Annotated in this window: 14 protein-coding genes; 4 read left to right on the top strand and 10 right to left on the bottom strand. The window is 72.6% G+C overall.

Going from position 1 to position 17,743, the window contains the following annotated elements:
* Nucleotides 1-63: 63 nt before the first annotated feature.
* Genes murD through rsmH form a run of 7 tightly spaced genes read right to left on the bottom strand, consistent with a single transcriptional unit; the run spans nucleotide 64 to nucleotide 9,304 of the window.
* Nucleotides 64-1,497, bottom strand: coding sequence for a UDP-N-acetylmuramoyl-L-alanine--D-glutamate ligase (gene murD, locus ACFVVO_RS21130; protein WP_390056946.1), 1,434 nt, complete (start codon nucleotides 1,495-1,497; stop codon nucleotides 64-66).
* Nucleotides 1,479-2,549: a phospho-N-acetylmuramoyl-pentapeptide-transferase gene (mraY, locus tag ACFVVO_RS21125; RefSeq protein ID WP_250404933.1), complete on the bottom strand. Its 1,071-nt coding sequence runs from the start codon at nucleotides 2,547-2,549 to the stop codon at nucleotides 1,479-1,481. Before mraY ends, murD begins: the two co-directional genes overlap by 19 nt.
* Nucleotides 2,549-3,955, bottom strand: a complete 1,407-nt coding sequence (gene murF, locus ACFVVO_RS21120) for a UDP-N-acetylmuramoyl-tripeptide--D-alanyl-D-alanine ligase (RefSeq protein ID WP_390056945.1) — start codon at nucleotides 3,953-3,955, stop codon at nucleotides 2,549-2,551. Before murF ends, mraY begins: the two co-directional genes overlap by 1 nt.
* A gap of 4 nt (nucleotides 3,956-3,959) precedes the next feature.
* Nucleotides 3,960-5,666, bottom strand: a complete 1,707-nt coding sequence (locus tag ACFVVO_RS21115) for a UDP-N-acetylmuramoyl-L-alanyl-D-glutamate--2,6-diaminopimelate ligase (protein ID WP_390056943.1) — start codon at nucleotides 5,664-5,666, stop codon at nucleotides 3,960-3,962.
* A 30-nt stretch (nucleotides 5,667-5,696) separates the two neighbouring features.
* Nucleotides 5,697-7,700 (bottom strand): peptidoglycan D,D-transpeptidase FtsI family protein, encoded by a 2,004-nt coding sequence (locus ACFVVO_RS21110; protein WP_390056942.1) that lies wholly within the window; start codon nucleotides 7,698-7,700, stop codon nucleotides 5,697-5,699.
* A 5-nt stretch (nucleotides 7,701-7,705) separates the two neighbouring features.
* The gene (locus ACFVVO_RS21105; RefSeq protein WP_390056940.1) at nucleotides 7,706-8,287 is read right to left on the bottom strand and encodes a septum formation initiator family protein; all 582 of its coding nucleotides are present in this window, start codon (nucleotides 8,285-8,287) and stop codon (nucleotides 7,706-7,708) included.
* 60 nt (nucleotides 8,288-8,347) lie between these two features.
* Nucleotides 8,348-9,304 carry a 16S rRNA (cytosine(1402)-N(4))-methyltransferase RsmH gene (gene rsmH / locus ACFVVO_RS21100; protein WP_390056938.1) on the bottom strand — a complete coding sequence of 319 codons (957 nt, stop codon included), beginning with the start codon at nucleotides 9,302-9,304 and terminating at the stop codon, nucleotides 8,348-8,350.
* A 385-nt stretch (nucleotides 9,305-9,689) separates the two neighbouring features.
* Between rsmH and ACFVVO_RS21095 the strand changes: the two genes are divergently transcribed.
* The 4 genes from ACFVVO_RS21095 (at nucleotide 9,690) to ACFVVO_RS21080 (ending at nucleotide 15,330) form a co-directional block, all read left to right on the top strand.
* Nucleotides 9,690-10,238 carry a beta-class carbonic anhydrase gene (locus ACFVVO_RS21095; RefSeq protein WP_390056936.1) on the top strand — a complete coding sequence of 183 codons (549 nt, stop codon included), beginning with the start codon at nucleotides 9,690-9,692 and terminating at the stop codon, nucleotides 10,236-10,238.
* A 264-nt stretch (nucleotides 10,239-10,502) separates the two neighbouring features.
* Nucleotides 10,503-11,582, top strand: coding sequence for an AAA family ATPase (locus tag ACFVVO_RS21090; RefSeq protein ID WP_390056934.1), 1,080 nt, complete (start codon nucleotides 10,503-10,505; stop codon nucleotides 11,580-11,582).
* On the top strand, nucleotides 11,582-12,940 hold the full coding sequence (locus tag ACFVVO_RS21085; RefSeq protein ID WP_390056933.1) for a DUF58 domain-containing protein: 1,359 nt from the start codon (nucleotides 11,582-11,584) through the stop codon (nucleotides 12,938-12,940). The genes ACFVVO_RS21090 and ACFVVO_RS21085 overlap by 1 nt, the downstream gene beginning before the upstream one ends.
* Nucleotides 12,940-15,330 (top strand): DUF3488 and DUF4129 domain-containing transglutaminase family protein, encoded by a 2,391-nt coding sequence (locus ACFVVO_RS21080; protein ID WP_390056931.1) that lies wholly within the window; start codon nucleotides 12,940-12,942, stop codon nucleotides 15,328-15,330. Before ACFVVO_RS21085 ends, ACFVVO_RS21080 begins: the two co-directional genes overlap by 1 nt.
* A gap of 130 nt (nucleotides 15,331-15,460) precedes the next feature.
* On the opposite strand, the gene ACFVVO_RS21075 is transcribed toward ACFVVO_RS21080, so the two are convergent.
* The 3 genes from ACFVVO_RS21075 to ACFVVO_RS21065 all read right to left on the bottom strand — a co-directional run bounded on the left by ACFVVO_RS21075 (nucleotide 15,461) and on the right by ACFVVO_RS21065 (nucleotide 17,637).
* Nucleotides 15,461-15,847, bottom strand: coding sequence for a DUF3040 domain-containing protein (locus tag ACFVVO_RS21075; RefSeq protein WP_358931032.1), 387 nt, complete (start codon nucleotides 15,845-15,847; stop codon nucleotides 15,461-15,463).
* A gap of 276 nt (nucleotides 15,848-16,123) precedes the next feature.
* Nucleotides 16,124-16,894, bottom strand: coding sequence for a methyltransferase (locus ACFVVO_RS21070; RefSeq protein ID WP_390056929.1), 771 nt, complete (start codon nucleotides 16,892-16,894; stop codon nucleotides 16,124-16,126).
* Between the two features lie 179 nt (nucleotides 16,895-17,073).
* Nucleotides 17,074-17,637 carry an SAV_6107 family HEPN domain-containing protein gene (locus tag ACFVVO_RS21065; RefSeq protein WP_390056928.1) on the bottom strand — a complete coding sequence of 188 codons (564 nt, stop codon included), beginning with the start codon at nucleotides 17,635-17,637 and terminating at the stop codon, nucleotides 17,074-17,076.
* Between the last annotated feature and the right edge of the window lie 106 nt (nucleotides 17,638-17,743).

The following is a 17,743-nucleotide window of genomic DNA, read 5'->3' as shown; positions in this document are numbered from 1 at the left end:
GCCTCCACTGAACGTCGACCGTCCCACGCGTCCCTCCCAAGATCCGCCCGGCGGGCGGCCGGGTCAGGCGCCGAGTTCGCGGACCGCCGCCGCGAACGCGTCGCCGCGCTGGTTGTAGTTGGTGAACATGTCCATGGAGGCGCAGGCCGGGGCCAGCAGCACGGTGTCGCCGGGCCGGGCCAGCCGCTTCGCCTCCGTCACCGCCTGGAGCATCGCCCCAGTGTCGGTCCGTTCGAGGTCGACGACGGGTACTTCCGGGGCGTGTCGCGCCAGGGCCTCGCGGATCAGGGCACGATCGGCGCCGATCAGGACGGCCCCGCGCAGCCGCTTCGCCGACCTGGCGACCAGCTCGTCGAAGGTGGCGCCCTTCGCCAGACCGCCCGCGATCCATACGATCGACTCATATGACGCCAACGAGGCTTCCGTGGCGTGGGTGTTGGTGGCCTTGGAGTCGTCCACGTACGCCACCCCGTCGATGTCCGCGACGTGCGCGATGCGGTGGGCGTCCGGGCGGAAGGCCCGCAGGCCGTCGCGTACGGCGGTGGCGGGCACGCCGTACGCGCGCGCGAGGGCGGCGGCGGCAAGGGCGTTGGCGATGTTGTGCGGGGCCGGCGGGTCGACGTCGGAGACCTCGGCCAGCTCCTGCGCGTTCTTCTGCCGGTTCTCAACGAAGGCGCGGTCGACCAGGGTGCCTTCCACGACGCCGAGTTGGGAGGGCCCGGGCGTGCCGAGGGTGAAGCCGATGGCCCGGCAGCCCTCCTCGACGTCGGCCTCGCGCACCAGGTCCTCGGTGAGCTTGTCGGCCACGTTGTAGACGCAGGCGACCCGATTGCCCTCGTAGATACGGCCCTTGTCGGCCGCGTAGGCCTCCATGGAGCCGTGCCAGTCGAGGTGGTCCGGAGCCAGGTTGAGGACGGCCGCGGAGTGGGCGCGCAGCGAGGGCGCCCAGTGGAGCTGGTAGCTGGACAGCTCCACGGCGAGGACGTCGTACTCCTCCTCGCCGAGGACCGCGTCCAGCAGGGAGACGCCGATGTTGCCCACGGCGGCGGTGCGCAGGCCCGCGGCCGCCAGGATGGAGGCGAGCATCTGCACGGTCGTGGTCTTGCCGTTGGTGCCCGTCACGGCCAGCCAGGGCGCCGCGTCGGGTCCCCTGAGGCGCCAGGCCAGCTCCACATCGCCCCAGACCGGCACTCCGGCCTTCCGGGCGGCGAGGAACAGCGGCTTGTCCGGCTTCCAGCCGGGCGCGGTGACGATCAGCTCGGTGCCCTCCGGCAGGGTGGCGCCGTCGCCGAGGCGCACGGTGACGCCGAGCGCCTCCAGCTCCGCGGCCTGCTCACGCGCGCGTGCGTCGTCGCCGTCGTTGACGACCGTGACGACCGCACCGCGCGCGTGCAGCACCTTGGCCGCCGGGACGCCGGAGACGCCGAGCCCGGCGACGGTGACGTGCTTGCCCTGGAATTCAGAAGGCACCGAGGAGGTCACTTGTCCGCTGCCCATCCCGCGTAGAAGAGGCCCAGTCCGACGATCACACAGATGCCCTGGATGATCCAGAAGCGGACCACCACCAGGACCTCGGACCAGCCCTTGAGTTCGAAGTGGTGCTGAAGTGGCGCCATTCGGAAGACGCGCTTTCCGGTGAGCCGGAAGGAGCCGACCTGGATGACGACCGACATGGTGATGAGGACGAACAGGCCACCCATGATGGCCACCAGCAGCTCGGTGCGGGAGAGGATGGCCAGGCCGGTGAGGACACCACCGAGGGCGAGCGAACCGGTGTCGCCCATGAAGATCTTGGCCGGCGAGGTGTTCCACCACAGGAAGCCCAGGCAGGCGCCCATCAGTGCGGAGGCGACCACGGCGAGGTCCAGCGGGTCGCGCACCTCGTAGCAGGCGCCCGGGTTCGTCAGCGTCGTCGCGTTGGCGCAGGACTCCTGGAACTGCCAGACGCCGATGAACGTGTAGGCGCCGAAGACGAGCACGGAGGCGCCGGTGGCGAGGCCGTCCAGACCGTCGGTGAGGTTCACGCCGTTGGACATCGCCAGGATCATGAACAGCGCCCAGACGACGAACAGCACCGGGCCGATGCTCCAGCCGAAGTCGGTGATGAACGACAGCTTCGTGGACGCCGGAGTGTTGCCGCGGGCGTCCGCGAACATCAGCGACAGCACCGCGAAGCCGATGCCGACGATGAGCTGGCCGGCCATCTTGGCCTTGGCCCGCAGACCGAGCGACCGCCGCTTGACGATCTTGATGTAGTCGTCGAGGAAGCCGACCAGGCCCATGCCGAACATCAGGCCGAGGACCAGCAGTCCGGAGTAGGTGGGGGGGTAGCCGGTGATGAGCTTGCTCAGGAAGTACGCGGCGATGGTCGCCAGGATGAAGGCGATACCGCCCATGGTCGGCGTACCGCGCTTGCTGGCGTGCTCGCGCGGGCCGTCGTCACGGATGTACTGGCCGTAGCCCTTGCGGGCGAGGAGCTTGATCAGCAGCGGGGTGCCGACCAGCGTCAGGAAGAGGCCAATGACTCCTGAGAACAGGATCTGCTTCATCATCGGGCGGCAACCTCACCCTCGGCACCGGTCTCGAGCAGCGCCTGGGCGACGCCCTCGAGCCCCACCGAACGGGACGCCTTCACGAGCACGACGTCCCCCGGGCGCAACTCGCTGCGCAACAGGTCGACCGCCGCCTGTGCGTCGGACACGTGCACCGACTCCTCACCCCACGAACCCTCGTTATATGCGCCCAGTTGCAGCCAGGAGGCCTCAATCCCCCCGACCGCGACGAGCTTGCTGACGTTGAGCCGGACGGCGAGCCGTCCGACGGCGTCGTGCTCGGCGAGCGCCTCGTCCCCCAGCTCGGCCATCTTGCCGAGCACCGCCCACGTACGACGCCCCTTGCCCATGGCCGCGAGCGCCCTGAGGGCGGCCCGCATGGACTCGGGGTTGGCGTTGTAGGCGTCGTTGACGATGGTCACGCCGTCCGGGCGCTCCGTGACCTCCATGCGCCAGCGGGAGAGGGAGCCCGCCTCGGAGAGCGCGGTGGCGATCTCTTCCGCGGACATGCCCAGCTCATGGGCGACGGCGGCCGCGGCGAGCGCGTTCGACACGTGATGCTCACCGTACAGGCGCATGGTCACATCGCTTGCACCGGAGGGTGTGTGAAGCCTGAAGGCGGGCTGTCCGCTGTCCGTGAGTCGCACGTTCTCGGCGCGTACGTCCGCTTCGGCCGACTCTCCGAAAAGGACCACCTTCGCCTTGGTACGGGAGGCCATGGCCCGCACCAGCGGGTCGTCGGCGTTGAGGATCGCCGCGCCGTCCTCCGGAAGCGCCTCCACGAGTTCGCCCTTGGCCTGGGCGATCTGCTCGCGGCCGCCGAACTCGCCGATGTGGGCGGTGCCCACGTTGAGCACCAGGCCGATCCGCGGCGGGGTGAGGCCGGCGAGGTAGCGGATGTGCCCGATGCCGCGGGCGCCCATCTCCAGTACGAGGAAACGGGTTTCTGCGGTGGCGCTGAGCGCGGTCAGGGGCAGCCCGATCTCGTTGTTGAGCGAGCCGGGCGTGAACACGGTGGGCGCCTTGCGCCGCAGCACCTGAGCGATGAGGTCCTTGGTGCTGGTCTTGCCGGCGGAGCCGGTCAGCGCCACGAGGGTCGCGCCGAGGCTCCGTACGACGTGGCGGGCGAGGGCGCCGAGGGCGGCCTGGACGTCCTCGACGACGATCGCGGGCACACCTACGGGCCGGGAGGCCAGTACGGCCACGGCACCGGCACCGACGACCGCCCGCGCGTAGTCGTGGCCGTCGGCGCGCTCGCCGACGAAGGCGACGAAGAGGCTGCCAGGCACCACCTCTCGGGAGTCCCGGACGACCGGTCCGGTGACCTGGACGGACGGATCCGGTATGTCGTGCTTCTGCCCGCCGACGACTTCGGCGATCTCGGCGAGGGAGAGGGCGATCACAAGTTCATCCCTGGGTCTTCTGGATAGCTTCGCGAAGCACCTGGCGGTCGTCGAAGGGACGGACCACGCCGGCGATGTCCTGGCCCTGTTCGTGGCCCTTGCCCGCGACCAGCACGGTGTCCCCGGCGCGCGCCCGGGCGACGGTGGCGGCGATCGCGGCGGCCCGGTCCTCGAACAGGAGCACCTCGCCGCGCTCGTGGGACGGTACGGAGGCCGCGCCCCGGAGCATGATCGCCAGGATCGCCAGCGGGTCCTCGGAGCGGGGGTTGTCGGAGGTCAGTACGGCGGTGTCGGCGAGCCGGGCCGCGGCGGCGCCCATCGGGGCGCGCTTGGTCTGGTCACGGTCGCCGCCGCAGCCGAGGACGACGTGCAGACGGCCCTTGGTGACCTTGCGCAGTGCCTTGAGGACCGACTCGACCGCGTCGGTCTTGTGGGCGTAGTCCACGACCGCGAGGTAGGGCTGCCCGGCGTCCACGCGCTCCAGGCGGCCGGGCACCCCCGGTACGGCGGCGATGCCGTCGGCCGCGGTCTGCGGGTCGAGGCCGGCCACCGCGAGGGCGACGATGGCGGCGAGGGTGTTCGCCACGTTGAACGGGCCGGGCAGCGGGGACCTGGCCCGGACCCGCTCGCCGCCCGGGCCGAGGACGGTGAACGTCGAGTCCATGGGCCCGACCTGGACGTCCTCCGCGCGCCAGTCGGCGTCGGGGTGGCCCTCGGCGGAGAAGGTGACGACCGGGACGGTCGCCTCCTGGGCGAGCCGGCGGCCGTACTCGTCGTCGGTGTTGACGACGCCGAGCTTGCTGCGTTCCGGCGTGAAGAGCTGTGCCTTGGCCCGGAAGTAGTCCTCCATGTCGGAGTGGAACTCCATGTGTTCCGGGCTGAGGTTGGTGAAGACGGCGATGTCGAAGACGCAGCCGTCGACCCGGCCGAGGACCAGGGCGTGGCTGGAGACCTCCATGGCGACGGCCTCGACGCCGCGTTCACGCATGACGGCGAACAGGGCCTGCAGATCGGTGGCTTCGGGGGTGGTGCGCTCGGACTTGATGCGCTCCTCGCCGACGCGCATCTCGACGGTGCCGATCAGGCCCACCCGTCGCCCACCGCCCTCGGCCGACGACGCTTCGCTTCGGCCCCCCTCGCCCGTGGTGCGGGCGGTCTTCAGACCGCCCTCGACCAGGTAGGCGGTGGTGGTCTTGCCCGAGGTGCCGGTGATGCCGATCTGGAGCAGATCGCGGCCCGGGTCGCCGTAGATCGTGGTCGCCAGTGCGCCCATCCGCGCGCGCGGGTCGTCGACGACCAGGACCGGCAGGCCGGTCGCGGCGGCGCGTTCGGCACCCGTCGGGTCGGTCAGCACGGCGACGGCGCCGAGGCCGGCGGCCTGGGTGACGAAGTCGGCGCCGTGCAGGCGGGCGCCCGGGAGGGCGGCGTACAGGTCACCGGGGCGGACCGCGCGCGAGTCGTGGGTGATGCCCGTGACCTCGGCGGCGCCCTCGGCGGCGGCACCCAGCTGATCGGCCAGCTCCGCGAGGGGTGTGGCGGAGACCTGAACCGGTCGCGGCGGTCCCGGATATGTCACGGAAGCGCCCTTCTGGGTGATGTGGGACTGATCAGCGTGTGGCACGGCGGTGAGCGTACCGGGCGCACTGGCTCCGGAGCGAAGCGAGGGCTCCTGGGTACCCTGGTTCCCGGGGTCGGGAGTGATCGTTGTCACGAGTGGTTCCTGGTCTTTCCGAGGTGCTGATCAGGGCTTGTAGTCGACGGGCAGGTTCGCGGCCTTCGCGCCGGTCGGCGGGACCTGCAGCGTCTTCAGGGCGAACTCCATCACCTGCTTGTAGACGGGGCCGCAGATCTGGCCGCCGTAGTAGCTGCCGGACGTGGCGTTCTGGATGGCGCAGTACACGGTGATCCGCGGTTTGTCCGCGGGTGCGAATCCGGCGAACGACGAGGTGTATCCGCGGTACCTGCCGGTGGCCGGATCCACTCGGTTCGCCGTGCCGGTCTTGCCCGCCACCCGGTACCCGGGGATGCGGGCCTTGATGCCGGTGCCCTGCTCGTCGTCCACCACGGACTCCAGCATCTGGGCGACGGACTTGGCCGTCTTCGCGCTGACCACACGGGCCTTCCCGGGCTGGGGAGCGGGTGTGAAGCGGCCGTCGGCCCCCCGGGTGCCGCGTACCAGGGTGGGCTCGACGCGGACACCGCCGTTGGCGATCGTCGAGTACACGGAGGCGGCCTGCATGGCGCTCAGGGAGAAACCCTGGCCGAAAGGAATCGTGTACTGCTGCGAGGTCGACCAGTGGCCGGGCGCGGCGAGGATGCCCCTGGTCTCGCCGGGGAAGCCGAGCCCGGTGGGCCGGCCGATGCCGAACTCGCGCAGATAGGAGTAGAGGACCTTGTTGGCCTCGGACTGGGACTTGCCCAGCTGGCCGGTGGCGAGGATCGTGCCGATGTTGCTGGACTTGGCGAGCACGCCGTTGAGGGTGAGGTACCAGGTGGCGTGGTCGACGTCGTCCTGGAACAGCCGGTCGCCCCGGTGCAGCCGGTTGGGGACGACGACGTGGGTGAGCGGGGTGGCCGCGTTCTCCTCCAGCACGGCCGCCATGGACATCACCTTGGCGGTGGAGCCGGGCTCGAAGGCGTCCTGGACGGCCGCGTTGCCCATGGCCTCCGCGTCGGCCTTCGACAGGTCGTTCGGGTCAAAACCGGGCGAGTTGGCCATGGCCAGGATCTGGCCGCTGCGGGTGTCCTGGACGATGACGTAGCCGCGGTCCGCCCTGGACTTCTTCACCTGCTCGGAGATGGCGTTCTGGGCGGCCCACTGGATGTCGCGGTCGATGGTGAGTTCGACGTCGCTGCCGGATACGGCGGGGGTCTCGGTCGAGCCCGCGGTGGGCACCTCGCGGCCGCCGGACTGGGCGTAGCGGATCTTGCCGTCCTTGCCGGACAGCTGCTTGTTCAGCTCCTGCTCGATGCCGCCGCCGCCCCGGCCGTCGGCGTTGACCCAGCCCAGTATCCCGGCGGCGAGGTCGCCGTTGGGGTACACGCGCTGGCTGCTGGGGTCGGCGAAGACGCCGGCGAGCACGTTGGTCGCCTTGCCGTCGGAACCGGTCTTCTTGGTGAGGGCGGCCTTCAGGTCCTTGATCTGCTTCCAGACCTGCGGGGTCTGGCGCACGGCCAGCTTGGCGTAGCGGGACAGCCTGTTCTTGGGCCGCAGCTTCTCGACGACGGTGTCCTGGTCCTGGCCGAGGATCGGCGCGAGCAGGGCGGCGGCCTGCTCGGGGCCGTCGTCGATCTTCAGTTGCTTGCGGCCGAACATCGTGGGGTCGGCCGTGATGTCGTAGGCGTCCTCGCTGATGGCGAGGGCCACGCCGTTGCGGTCGGTGATCCCGCCGCGGTCGGCGGCCAGGGTGTGCACGACGTAGCGGTTCTGCTCGGCCTTGGCGGCGTACGCGTGCGCGTCGACGGCCTGGACCTGGAGCAGCCGTACGACGAAGGCGCTCATCACCAGGGTGAGGGCGAGGCCCACCATGCGCAGCCGTGGCCTGGGCCGGCCGAGCCGGAGCGGTGGCGGGGGCATGGGCCGGGCCCCGCCCGGCCTGCGGGCGGGACGGGCGCCGGGCCCGGGCTGCCGCCGGACGGAGTCCCGCGCCCGGCGGGGCTCGGCCCGGTCCGGACGGGGCCGGGGACTCGGGGAAGGCTTCGCGGGGCCGGGCACGCGGCGGCGCGGCGGTTCCCTGTCGGACACTTCCGTCACCTGCCGGAGGTCGGGGTGGGGGCGGGCTGGAGGGTGGAGAGCGGCGCCACCGCCGCTGCCGGGGCGGTGGTCGCCGGGGCGGGGGCCGCGGGAGTGGGCGTCGGGCTGGGGGTGGGCGTCGTGGCGCCGGGGGTCTGCGCCGGCGAGGACCGCGGGCCGGCGGACGGGATGAGGGTCTCCGGGGCGGCCGGGCCGTTGAGGGCGGCCGGCTCGGGGCTCGCGGCGCCGGGTACGCCCTTGACGGTTCCGCCGGGGTCCAGGAAGGCCGGGTCGCCGCCGGGGACCATGCCGAGTTCACGGGCGCGGCGCTGGAGGGCGTCGGGGGACGAGTAGGCGTCGATGTCCCGCTGGAGCGCCTGTTCCTCGTCGGTGAGGTTCTTCGTCTGCTTGCGCAGGGCGTCGAGCCGGAACGAGCCTTCGCTGAGCGCGGAGTTCAGCACCAGCAGCCCGATGAGGCCGCCGCCGAGCAGCAGCACGACGAGCAGGACGAACGGGGCGCGGGCCGCGCGGGCGCGGCCGGCCGGGAGGAGCCGGGCGAGCCGGGCGGCCCTCCCCCTCAGTTCGGGTTTCCTACTCACTGGGCCTCCGGTGGCTCCGGTGCGACGGGTGAGTCCGGGAACCCAGCCGACCCGTTTCGCTCACTCGGCGTCCTCCCTGATGCGCTCGGCGCCGCGCAGCCGGGCCGGGGCGGCCCGGCGGTTCTCGGCGATCTCTTCCTCGGTGGGAAGTTCGGCACCGCGCGTGAGCAGCTTGAGCCGCGGCTGGTAGCGCTCGGGCACGACGGGCAGTCCGGGTGGCGCGGTGATGGCGGCGCCGGCCGCGAACACCTGTTTCACCAGCCGGTCCTCCAGGGAGTGGTAGGACAGCACGGCGACGCGCCCGCCGACGCCGAGGACCTTGACCGCCGCCGGGATCGCCCGCTCGAGGACGGACAGCTCGCCGTTGACCTCGATGCGCAGGGCCTGGAAGGTGCGCTTGGCCGGGTTGCCGCCGGTGCGCTTGGCGGCCTGCGGCAGCGCGTCCCGGATCAGCTCGACGAGCCGCGCGCTGTTGCCGAACGGCTCCTTCTCGCGTTCCCGGACGATCGCCGAGACGATCCGCTTGGCCTGCTTCTCCTCGCCGTAGGCGCGCAGGATCCGCACCAGTTCGCCCGCCGGATAGGTGTTGAGCACCTCGGCGGCGCTGATGCCGGTCGTCTGGTCCATGCGCATGTCGAGCGGGGCGTCCTGGGCGTAGGCGAAGCCGCGGTCGGCCTCGTCCAGCTGCATGGAGGACACGCCGAGGTCGAACAGGACGCCCTGCACGCGCGCGATGCCGAGCCGGTCCAGGACCTCGGGCAGCTCGTCGTACACCGCGTGCACGAGGGTGGCCCGGTCCCCGTACGGCGCCAGCCGCTCACCCGACAGGCGCAGCGCCTCCTTGTCCCGGTCGAGGCCGATCAGCCGCACCTGGGGGAACCGGCTCAGCAGCGCCTCGCTGTGGCCGCCGAGGCCGAGGGTGCAGTCGACGACCACCGCTCCCGGCCGCTCCAGGGCGGGTGCCAGCAGATCCAGGCACCGCTGGAGCATCACCGGGACGTGTCGACTCTCGCTCAAGGGGGCCTCTCGCTTTCCGGCGGGCCGTACGCACCGCCGGGTCCCCGCCCGCTCCGTGAAGGGGAGGCCCGCCGGCGCCGGAAGCGTCAGCCGGCCGGGAGCGGGAGGAGGCCGAGCCGTACGTACGCGCCGCGCACGTGGGGAGACGGTCCGGGTGAGGGCCGGGGTCTCCGGGGGAATCACCAGCAGGGAGAGCCTCGCCTCCCGCTTCGCGTCACTTTAGTCCACCGTGTCGCGCGGTCAATCAACCGGCCTGCGCGTCGCCCGACCGGGCGCGAATACGGCTCGCGCTGCGTGTGGAGTCGCTCACAACAAGCCACAATGGCGTTCTTTGTCCACTTCGCACAGCAGGACCGGAACAGGGATGACCAGTACGGTCTTGGGTATGACGACTTCTGCAGCAGCTCACACCGGGGCCGATGGAACCATAGCGGGTGACGGCACCGTCACGGACCGTCTCTTCGAGGCCAACGAGCAGTACGCCGCCGAGTTCAGCGACCCCGGGATGGACGCCCGGCCCGTCCTGCGTGTCGCCGTCGTGGCCTGCATGGACGCCCGCCTCGACCTGCACAAGGCCCTCGGCCTGCAGCTCGGCGACTGCCACACCATCCGCAACGCGGGCGGGGTCGTCACCGACGACGTGATCCGGTCCCTGACCATCAGCCAGCGGGCGCTCGGCACCCGCAGCGTGGTGCTGATCCACCACACCGGATGCGGCATGGAGTCCATCACCGAGGACTTCCGGCACGATCTGGAGCTGGAAGTCGGCCAGCGTCCCGCGTGGGCGGTGGAGGCCTTCCGGGACGTCGACCAGGACGTGCGGCAGTCGATGCAGCGCGTGCGCACCTCGCCGTTCCTGCTGCACACCGACGACGTGCGCGGTTTCGTGTTCGACGTCAAGACCGGCCGCCTGCGCGAGATCGACCCCGCCTGACGAAGGCTCACCGGCCCGCCAGCGACGCACCCGCCCGACCCGGGCATTCGCCGCCGCACTTCGAGAACGGCCGTGTAAAAGGCCGTAAGACCGACATAGTGCGGGCAGTTGTCCACAGGCGAGTGACACGAATCGGTAACGGCAGCAAGAATGCGGGATGTGGCGTCGCCCGGAACCCTTCCGGCGCGATGCCCGTGTTTCGGGGTGGGCCGGTTTCGCAGCGCAGAGCGTCGGCCCGAGTAAGAACGGGCCGAGGAGGGCCGGGTGACGACCTATGACGATCGAGCGAGCCACGGGGGTGTTCCCGCGCGAGCGCAGCCGAGCGTGGGGAATGATCTGACCGCCACTGTGGAGCGTGTCCGCAGTTCGGTCGAGGGTGTGATCGAGGGCAAGCCCGAGGTCGTACGGCTTTCGCTGACCGTACTGCTCGCCGAGGGACACCTGCTGATCGAGGATGTCCCCGGCGTGGGCAAGACGATGCTGGCCAAGGCACTGGCGCGGTCCATCGACTGCTCCGTGCGGCGCATCCAGTTCACACCCGACCTGCTGCCCTCGGACATCACGGGTGTGTCCATCTGGGACCAGCAGCGCCGGGACTTCGAGTTCAAACCGGGCGCCATCTTCGCGCAGATCGTGATCGGCGACGAGATCAACCGCGCCTCGCCGAAGACGCAGTCGGCCCTGCTGGAGTCCATGGAGGAACGGCAGGTCACCATCGACGGGCAGAGCTATGAACTGCCCAGCCCGTTCATGGTGGTGGCCACGCAGAACCCGGTCGAGATGGAGGGCACCTACCCGCTGCCCGAGGCCCAGCGCGACCGCTTCATGGCCCGGGTCTCCGTCGGCTACCCGAGCGTCGAGGCCGAGCTGCAGATGCTCGACGTCCACGGCGGGGCGAGTCCGCTGGAGGACCTGCAGCCGGTGGCGCACGCGCACGAGATCGTGAAGCTGATCGAGGCCGTGCGCGGGGTGCACGTCTCCGAGGCGGTGCGCCGGTACGTGGTGGAGCTGGTGGCGGCCACGCGCACCCACCCCGACCTCAGACTCGGCGCGTCCCCGCGCGCGACCCTGCATCTGCTGCGCGCCGCCAAGGCGTCCGCCGCTCTCGCCGGCCGGGACTACGCGCTGCCGGACGACGTGCAGGAACTCGCCGTCGCGGTCCTCGCCCACCGGCTGCTGCCCACCGCCCAGGCCCAGCTCAACCGGCGTACGGCCGAACAGGTGGTGCTGGAGATCCTGCAGCACACCGCCGTACCCGCGTCGCCGCAGCAGCAGCGCGGCGGCTTCGGCCCGCTGGGCCGGACCATGCCCGCCTACCCCCAGCAGCCCCCTCGGGGTCTTTGATGAGCACCGGGGGGACGGGGCGGGCGGAGGCCGACCGCGGCGACGCGGGCGGCGTCCGTACCGCCCTGGCGGGGCTCACCACGCGCGGGCGCTCCTTCCTCGCGGCCGGGATCGCGGCCGCGGTCTGCGCGTACGTGCTGGGCCAGAGCGATCTGCTGCGGGTCGGCCTGCTGTTGGCGGTGCTGCCGCTGCTCTGCGCGGCCGTGCTGTACCGCACGCGCCACCGGGTGGCCGGCAGCCGCCGGCTCTCCCCCGCGCGTGTGCCCGCCGCCGGCGAGGCGCGCGTGCACCTGCGGATGGACAACGTCTCCCGGCTGCCCACCGGCCTGCTGATGCTCCAGGACCGGGTGCCCTACGTCCTCGGGCCCCGGCCCCGCTTCGTGCTGGACCGGGTGGAGCCGGGCGGACGCCGCGAGGTGTCGTACCGGGTCCGCTCCGACCTGCGCGGCCGCTATCCGCTGGGCCCGCTGCAACTGCGCCTGACCGACCCGTTCGGGATGTGCGAGCTGACGCGGTCCTTCTCGACGTACGACACGCTGACCGTCATACCGCGCACGGAGCCGCTGACAGCGGTCCGGTTCAGCGGCGAGGCCAAGGGGTACGGCGACGGGCGCCGGCGGTCCCTGGCCCTGGCCGGCGAGGACGACGTGATCCCCCGCGGCTACCGGTACGGCGACGACCTGCGCCGGGTGCACTGGCGCTCCACCGCGCGCTACGGCGAGCTGATGGTGCGCCGCGAGGAGCAGCCGCGGCGCTCGCGCTGCACGGTGCTGCTGGACACCCGGGCCATCGGCTACGAGGGCGCGGGCCCCGACTCCGCGTTCGAGTGGGCCGTCTCCGGTACCGCGTCGGTCCTGACCCACCTGCTCGAACAGGGTTTCTCCGTGCGGCTGCTGACGGACGGCGGCACCTCGGTACCCGGCGAGGGCGCCGACGGGTTCGCGGGCAGCGGCCCGGACAGCGCGGACGCGGCCGGGCTGATGATGGACACCCTCGCGGTGATCGACCACTCCGAGGGCACGGGCCTGTCCCGGGCGTACGACTCGCTGCGCGGCGGGAACGAGGGGCTGCTGGTGGCCTTCCTGGGCGACCTGGACGAGGAACAGGCCGCGGTGGTCGCCAGGATGCGCCAGCGCAGCGGCGGAGCGCTGGCCTTCGTGCTGGACCCGGACGCATGGGTGCGGGAGACGACCGGTGTGCCGGCTCCCGGCAGCCGGCACGAGGAGCGGCTGCGCATGCTGCGCGAGGCGGGCTGGACGGCGCTGGGCGTCCCGCGCGGAGCGTCGCTGAACGATCTGTGGCGGCAGGCGGACCGGGAGCGGTCGGGCCTGACCGGCGTCGGCGGGGAGGCACTGTGATGAGCGGACGGGCCCGACTGGCCCTGTGCGCCGCCGCGGCCACGCTGATGACCGCGTGCGCGCTGCTGCCCCTGGTCGACCAGCCGACGTGGCTGTTCACGACGGTACTGCTGGTCGCCGTGCAGACCGGCGTGGGCGCGGCGGCCCGGCGGGTGCCGCTGGCGAGGCCGCTGACCGTGGTGGCGCAGGCCCTGGTCACACTGATGCTGCTGACCCTGGTCTTCGCCCGGCGGCAGGCGGTCGCCGGGCTCGTTCCCGGCCCGGACGCCTTCCGGTACTTCGGCGATCTGCTCCAGCAGGGCTCGGACGACGTCAACCGGTACGCGATACCGGCGCCGCTCACCGACGGCATCGAACTGATGCTGATCGGCGGGGTCCTGGTGATCGGTCTGCTGGTCGACACCCTGGCGGTGACCTTCCGCAGCGCGGCCCCGGCCGGGCTGCCGCTGCTCGCGCTGTACTCGGTGGCGGCCGGGCTGTCCGACAGCGGCACCGACTGGCTGTCCTTCCTGATCGCGGCGGCCGGCTATCTGATGCTGCTGCTCGCCGAGAGCCGGGACCGGCTGGCCCAGTGGGGCCGCGTCTTCGGTGGCGCTCCCCGCGACCCGGGAGAGCCGGAGAGCGGGGCGGTGGCGCCGGTGCGCGCCGGGCGCCGGCTCGGCGCGGTGGCTCTCGGTGTCGCCGTGCTGGTGCCGGCCATTCCCCTGTTCTCGATCCAGGGCGGACTGCTGGACGCCACGGGGACGGGCGTCGGCGCGGGCAACGGCAGGGGTGGCACGATCTCCGCGGTCAACCCGCTGGTGTCGCTGCGCGACAGCCTGAACGTGGAGAACGACCGCCAGGTGCTGTCGCTGAGGACCTCGGCGGGCGATCTGTCGGACATGTACCTGCGGATCGTGTCCCTGGACGATTTCGACGGCACGACCTGGAAGCCGTCCCAACGGCACATCGTCGCGTTGCCGGACGTCCTCCCGACCCCCGCCGGCCTGGGCGCGGACGTCAAGCGCACCACGGTGCGGACCAGGATCACCGCGGCGGACTGGTACGCCCAGGACTGGCTGCCGATGCCGTACCCGCCGAGCAGGGTGAGCATCAGCGGCAACTGGCGCTACGAGCCCGTCGGCATGACGCTCGTCGGCGACCACGGCCAGAACACGCGCGGCGAGGTCTACGAGGTGCGCAGTCTCGAAGTGCAGCCGACCGCCGCCGAGCTGTCCGCCGCGCCGCAGGCGCCCGCGGTCCTGCGGCGCGAGTACACCAAAGTGCCGTCCAAGCTGCCGAAGGTGGTGGCCAGGACCGCCGAGGAGATCACCGCGGGCTCGTCCAGCCACTACGACGAGGCGGTCAAGCTCCAGGACTGGTTCGCGGTGAACGGCGGCTTCCGGTACGACACCGAGGTCGAGGTCGGCCAGGGCCCGGACGCGATCGCGAACTTCCTGCGGAAGAAGCAGGGGTTCTGCGTCCACTTCTCCTTCGCGATGGCCGCGATGGCCCGCACCCTGGGAATCCCGGCCCGGGTCGCGGTGGGCTTCGCGCCCGGCACCCCGCAGGCGGACGGCTCGGTCTCGGTGTCGCTGAAGGACGCGCACGCCTGGCCCGAGCTGTACTTCGAGGGCGTGGGCTGGACCCGCTTCGAGCCGACCCCGACCCGGGGCACGGTGCCCTCGTACACCCAGTCGAACACGCCGGGCACGTCGGAGCCGGACGAGGCCCTGCCGTCGCGCGGGGCGTCCCAGGCGCCCTCGGCCGCGGCCTCGCCGAGCGAGAGCTGCTCGGCGCAACTGCGCAAGCTCGAGGCGTGCGACAGCCCGGCCGCGGCGGTCGCGCGTCCCGGCGGTGGCGGCAGCGGCTGGGACCTGCTGTGGCTCGGGCTGATCGGGCTCGGTGTGCTGGCCGCGCTGGCGGTGCCGTTCCTGCCGCTGCTGTGGCGGGCCCGGCTGCGGGCCGTCCGGCTGGGCGGGCACGCGCGGACGGCGGAGGGCGCCGCCGCCCACGCGCTGCTGGCCTGGCAGGAGCTGACCGACAGCGCCTGGGACCTCGGCATCCTCCCGGACGAGTCGCTGACCCCGCGCAACGCGGCGGCCAGGATCGTGCGGCTGGGCCGGCTCGACGCGGCCGCCGGAGCCGCGGTGAACCGGGTGGCGGACGCGGTGGAGCAGGTGCTGTACGCGCCCCGGCCGCGCCCGGTGGCGGGCCTCGCCGAGGACGTGCGCCGGGTGGTCGCCGCCCTGTTCGGAGGCGTGCGCCGGCGGACGAGGCTGCGGGCGCTGTTCGCGCCGCGGTCGGCCGCGCGGGTGCTGTGGGCGGCGTCGGACCGGTGGGCGGCGCTCAGGGAGCGCGCGGTGGCGGCCCGGCCGTCATGGCGCCGGCCGTCGGGCCAGCGGGGCTGAGGCCGCGGGGCCGCGGTCCGGCGGCTCCCAGGGCACGCGTGAGGGGTGACCACCGGTTGGTGGTCACCCCTCACGGAGGTCCGATGCGTCCGCCGCCGTTCCGGGCCGGGCTCGGTCCGAACGGCGGGCCCTAGTGGCCCTGCTGCTCGTCGCGGCGGCGCTGCCAGCGCTGTTCGATCCGGTCCATCATGGAGCGCTTCTGCCGTACCTGGCGGCGCGGGGCGCCCGCGGGCTGCTCGCCCGGCTTGGGGGCCTTGCGCCAGCCGGTGACGGCGAGCACGGCGCAGCCCAGCATCACGAGGAAGCCCACCACGCTGACCCAGATCTGCTGTGCGACCATTCCGGCCATGAGGAGCGCGATACCCACGAGGAAGCCCACGACCGCCTGGTAGACCCGCCGCCGGGTGTACGTCCGCAGCCCACTTCCCTCAAGCGCCGACGCGAACTTGGGATCTTCGGCGTACAGCGCTCGCTCCATCTGCTCGAGCATGCGCTGCTCGTGCTCCGAGAGCGGCACGGAGTCCTCCTCATCGTGCGGTCGCCGGGGCGACCCGGGGGGTCCCTTCAGGATAGGCAGGGAATCGCCCCCGTGAAACCCGCCCCTCTGCGCCAATTGGCCAACCGGAATCCATCCTGGCCGTCCCGGCTCGCTGAGGCTTCCATTCCCCGGCGGCCGACCCGTCATGCCGGACGGCGTACCTCGATCATACGGCGCAAACCGCTCGATCGGGTGTCTTGTGGCGTACTCCATCCGCCGCCGAGCTCCTGATCAGCGGCGGGTCACCGGGAGCACTCAGGCCTCGGTGGCCGCCCGCGTCTCACCGAGCACATGGAGCTGGGTGGCGACCGAGTGGAACGCGGGCAACTCGGCCGCCGCCGCCTCGAGCTTCAGCAGGGCGTCCATGGCATCGGGCTCGGTGTCCACCAGGACACCGGGCACGAGGTCGGCGAAGACCCGCACGCCGTGCACGGCGGCGACCCGCAGGCCCGCGCCCTCCACCAGCGCGGTGAGCTGCTCCGCGGTGAAGCGGCGCGGCACCGGGTCCCCGGTCCCCCAGCGGCCCTCGGGGTCCTGGAGGGCCTGCTTGGCCTCCTTGAAGTGGCCGGCCAGGGCCCGGGCGAGCACGGCTCCGCCGAGACCGGCGGCGAGCAGGCTGAGGACACCCTCGGAGCGCAGCGCGGCCACAGCGTTGCGCAGGCCCTCGGCCGGGTCGTCCACGTACTCCAGGACGCCGTGGCACAGCACCACGTCGTGGCCGCCGCGCTCGACCACGTCGAACAGGCCGTGGGCGTCGCCCTGGACGCCCCGGACCCGGTCGGCGACACCGGCCTCGGCGGCGCGGCGTTCGAGGGCGAACAGCGCGTTGGGGCTGGGGTCGACGACGGTGACCCGGTGGCCGAGGCCGGCGAGGGGCACGGCGAAGTTGCCGCTGCCGCCCCCGGTGTCGAGAACGTCCAGCGATTCCCGCCCCGTGGCCTTGATCCGGCGGTCGAGGGCGTCCTGGAGGACCTCCCAGACCACTGCGGTACGGAGGGAGGAACGGGGGCGCATCGGGTCCGACACGGCAGTTGACTCCTCGGCGCGGCACCGCCTGTTGCCCGGCGGCGCGAACGGGGTGCCTCCCCGGCCCGGATGCGGGAGGAAGGAAGGCTTCAGGCGTCTCCACCCTATTGCCTCCGCCGCCGTACCCGGTCATCGCGGTGAGGTGGGCCGTGTCCGTCTCGCAGGGCGGACGGCCGAGGTCAGCCCGCGTCCGGGAGGTCGTCGCGGGCGGGTGGGCCCGGTGGCTCCCCGGTGTCGTGGCGGGGCTGGGGCAGGACGGGCTGGAGCACCAGCATCCGCTCGACGATGCGGATGAACATCGCCACGTCGCGTATCAGGTCGTCGGCGTCCCGCCGGCCGGCCGCGCCCTGGATGCCCGCCTCGGCGCGGGCGCGACGGGCGGCGCCGGAGGCGAACAGCGCGCTCCACTCGGTCAGTTCGGGAGCTATTTCGGGCAACACCTCCCAGGCGCTGCGGATGCGGGCCCGGCGGCGCGGGGAGGTCTCGGGACGGCCCCGGGCCGCGAGCACCGCGGCGGCGGTGCGCAGGGCGGCGAGGTGGGCGGTCGCGTAGCGCTCGTTGGACGTCTCCAGGCGGCCGGTCTCCTCGAGTCCGGCGCGGGCCTGGGCGAGCAGGTCGAGGACGGCGGGCGGGGCCGTGGCCCGGCGGAGCACGGGGTGCACATCGCTCGCCGGGCCGGTCAGTGAGGGGGCAGGGCCGGTGGCGCGGCGCCGGTGGGCGGCGGCTGCGGACGGGTTGGCCATGACGAACCTCCTGTCGTCTGGTGACGGCACGGATGCCGTATGTGCCCATCGTGAGGTATGGCACTGACAATCCGTTCTGACCTGCCGCTTTGCCTCGATCAGGGGT

This window comes from Streptomyces sp. NPDC058145 (genome assembly GCF_042884245.1).
In the GTDB taxonomy this organism is placed as follows: Bacteria; Actinomycetota; Actinomycetes; order Streptomycetales; family Streptomycetaceae; genus Streptomyces.
Note: the sequence above shows the minus strand (reverse complement) of the source record. Positions and strands in the feature narration are given on the sequence as shown.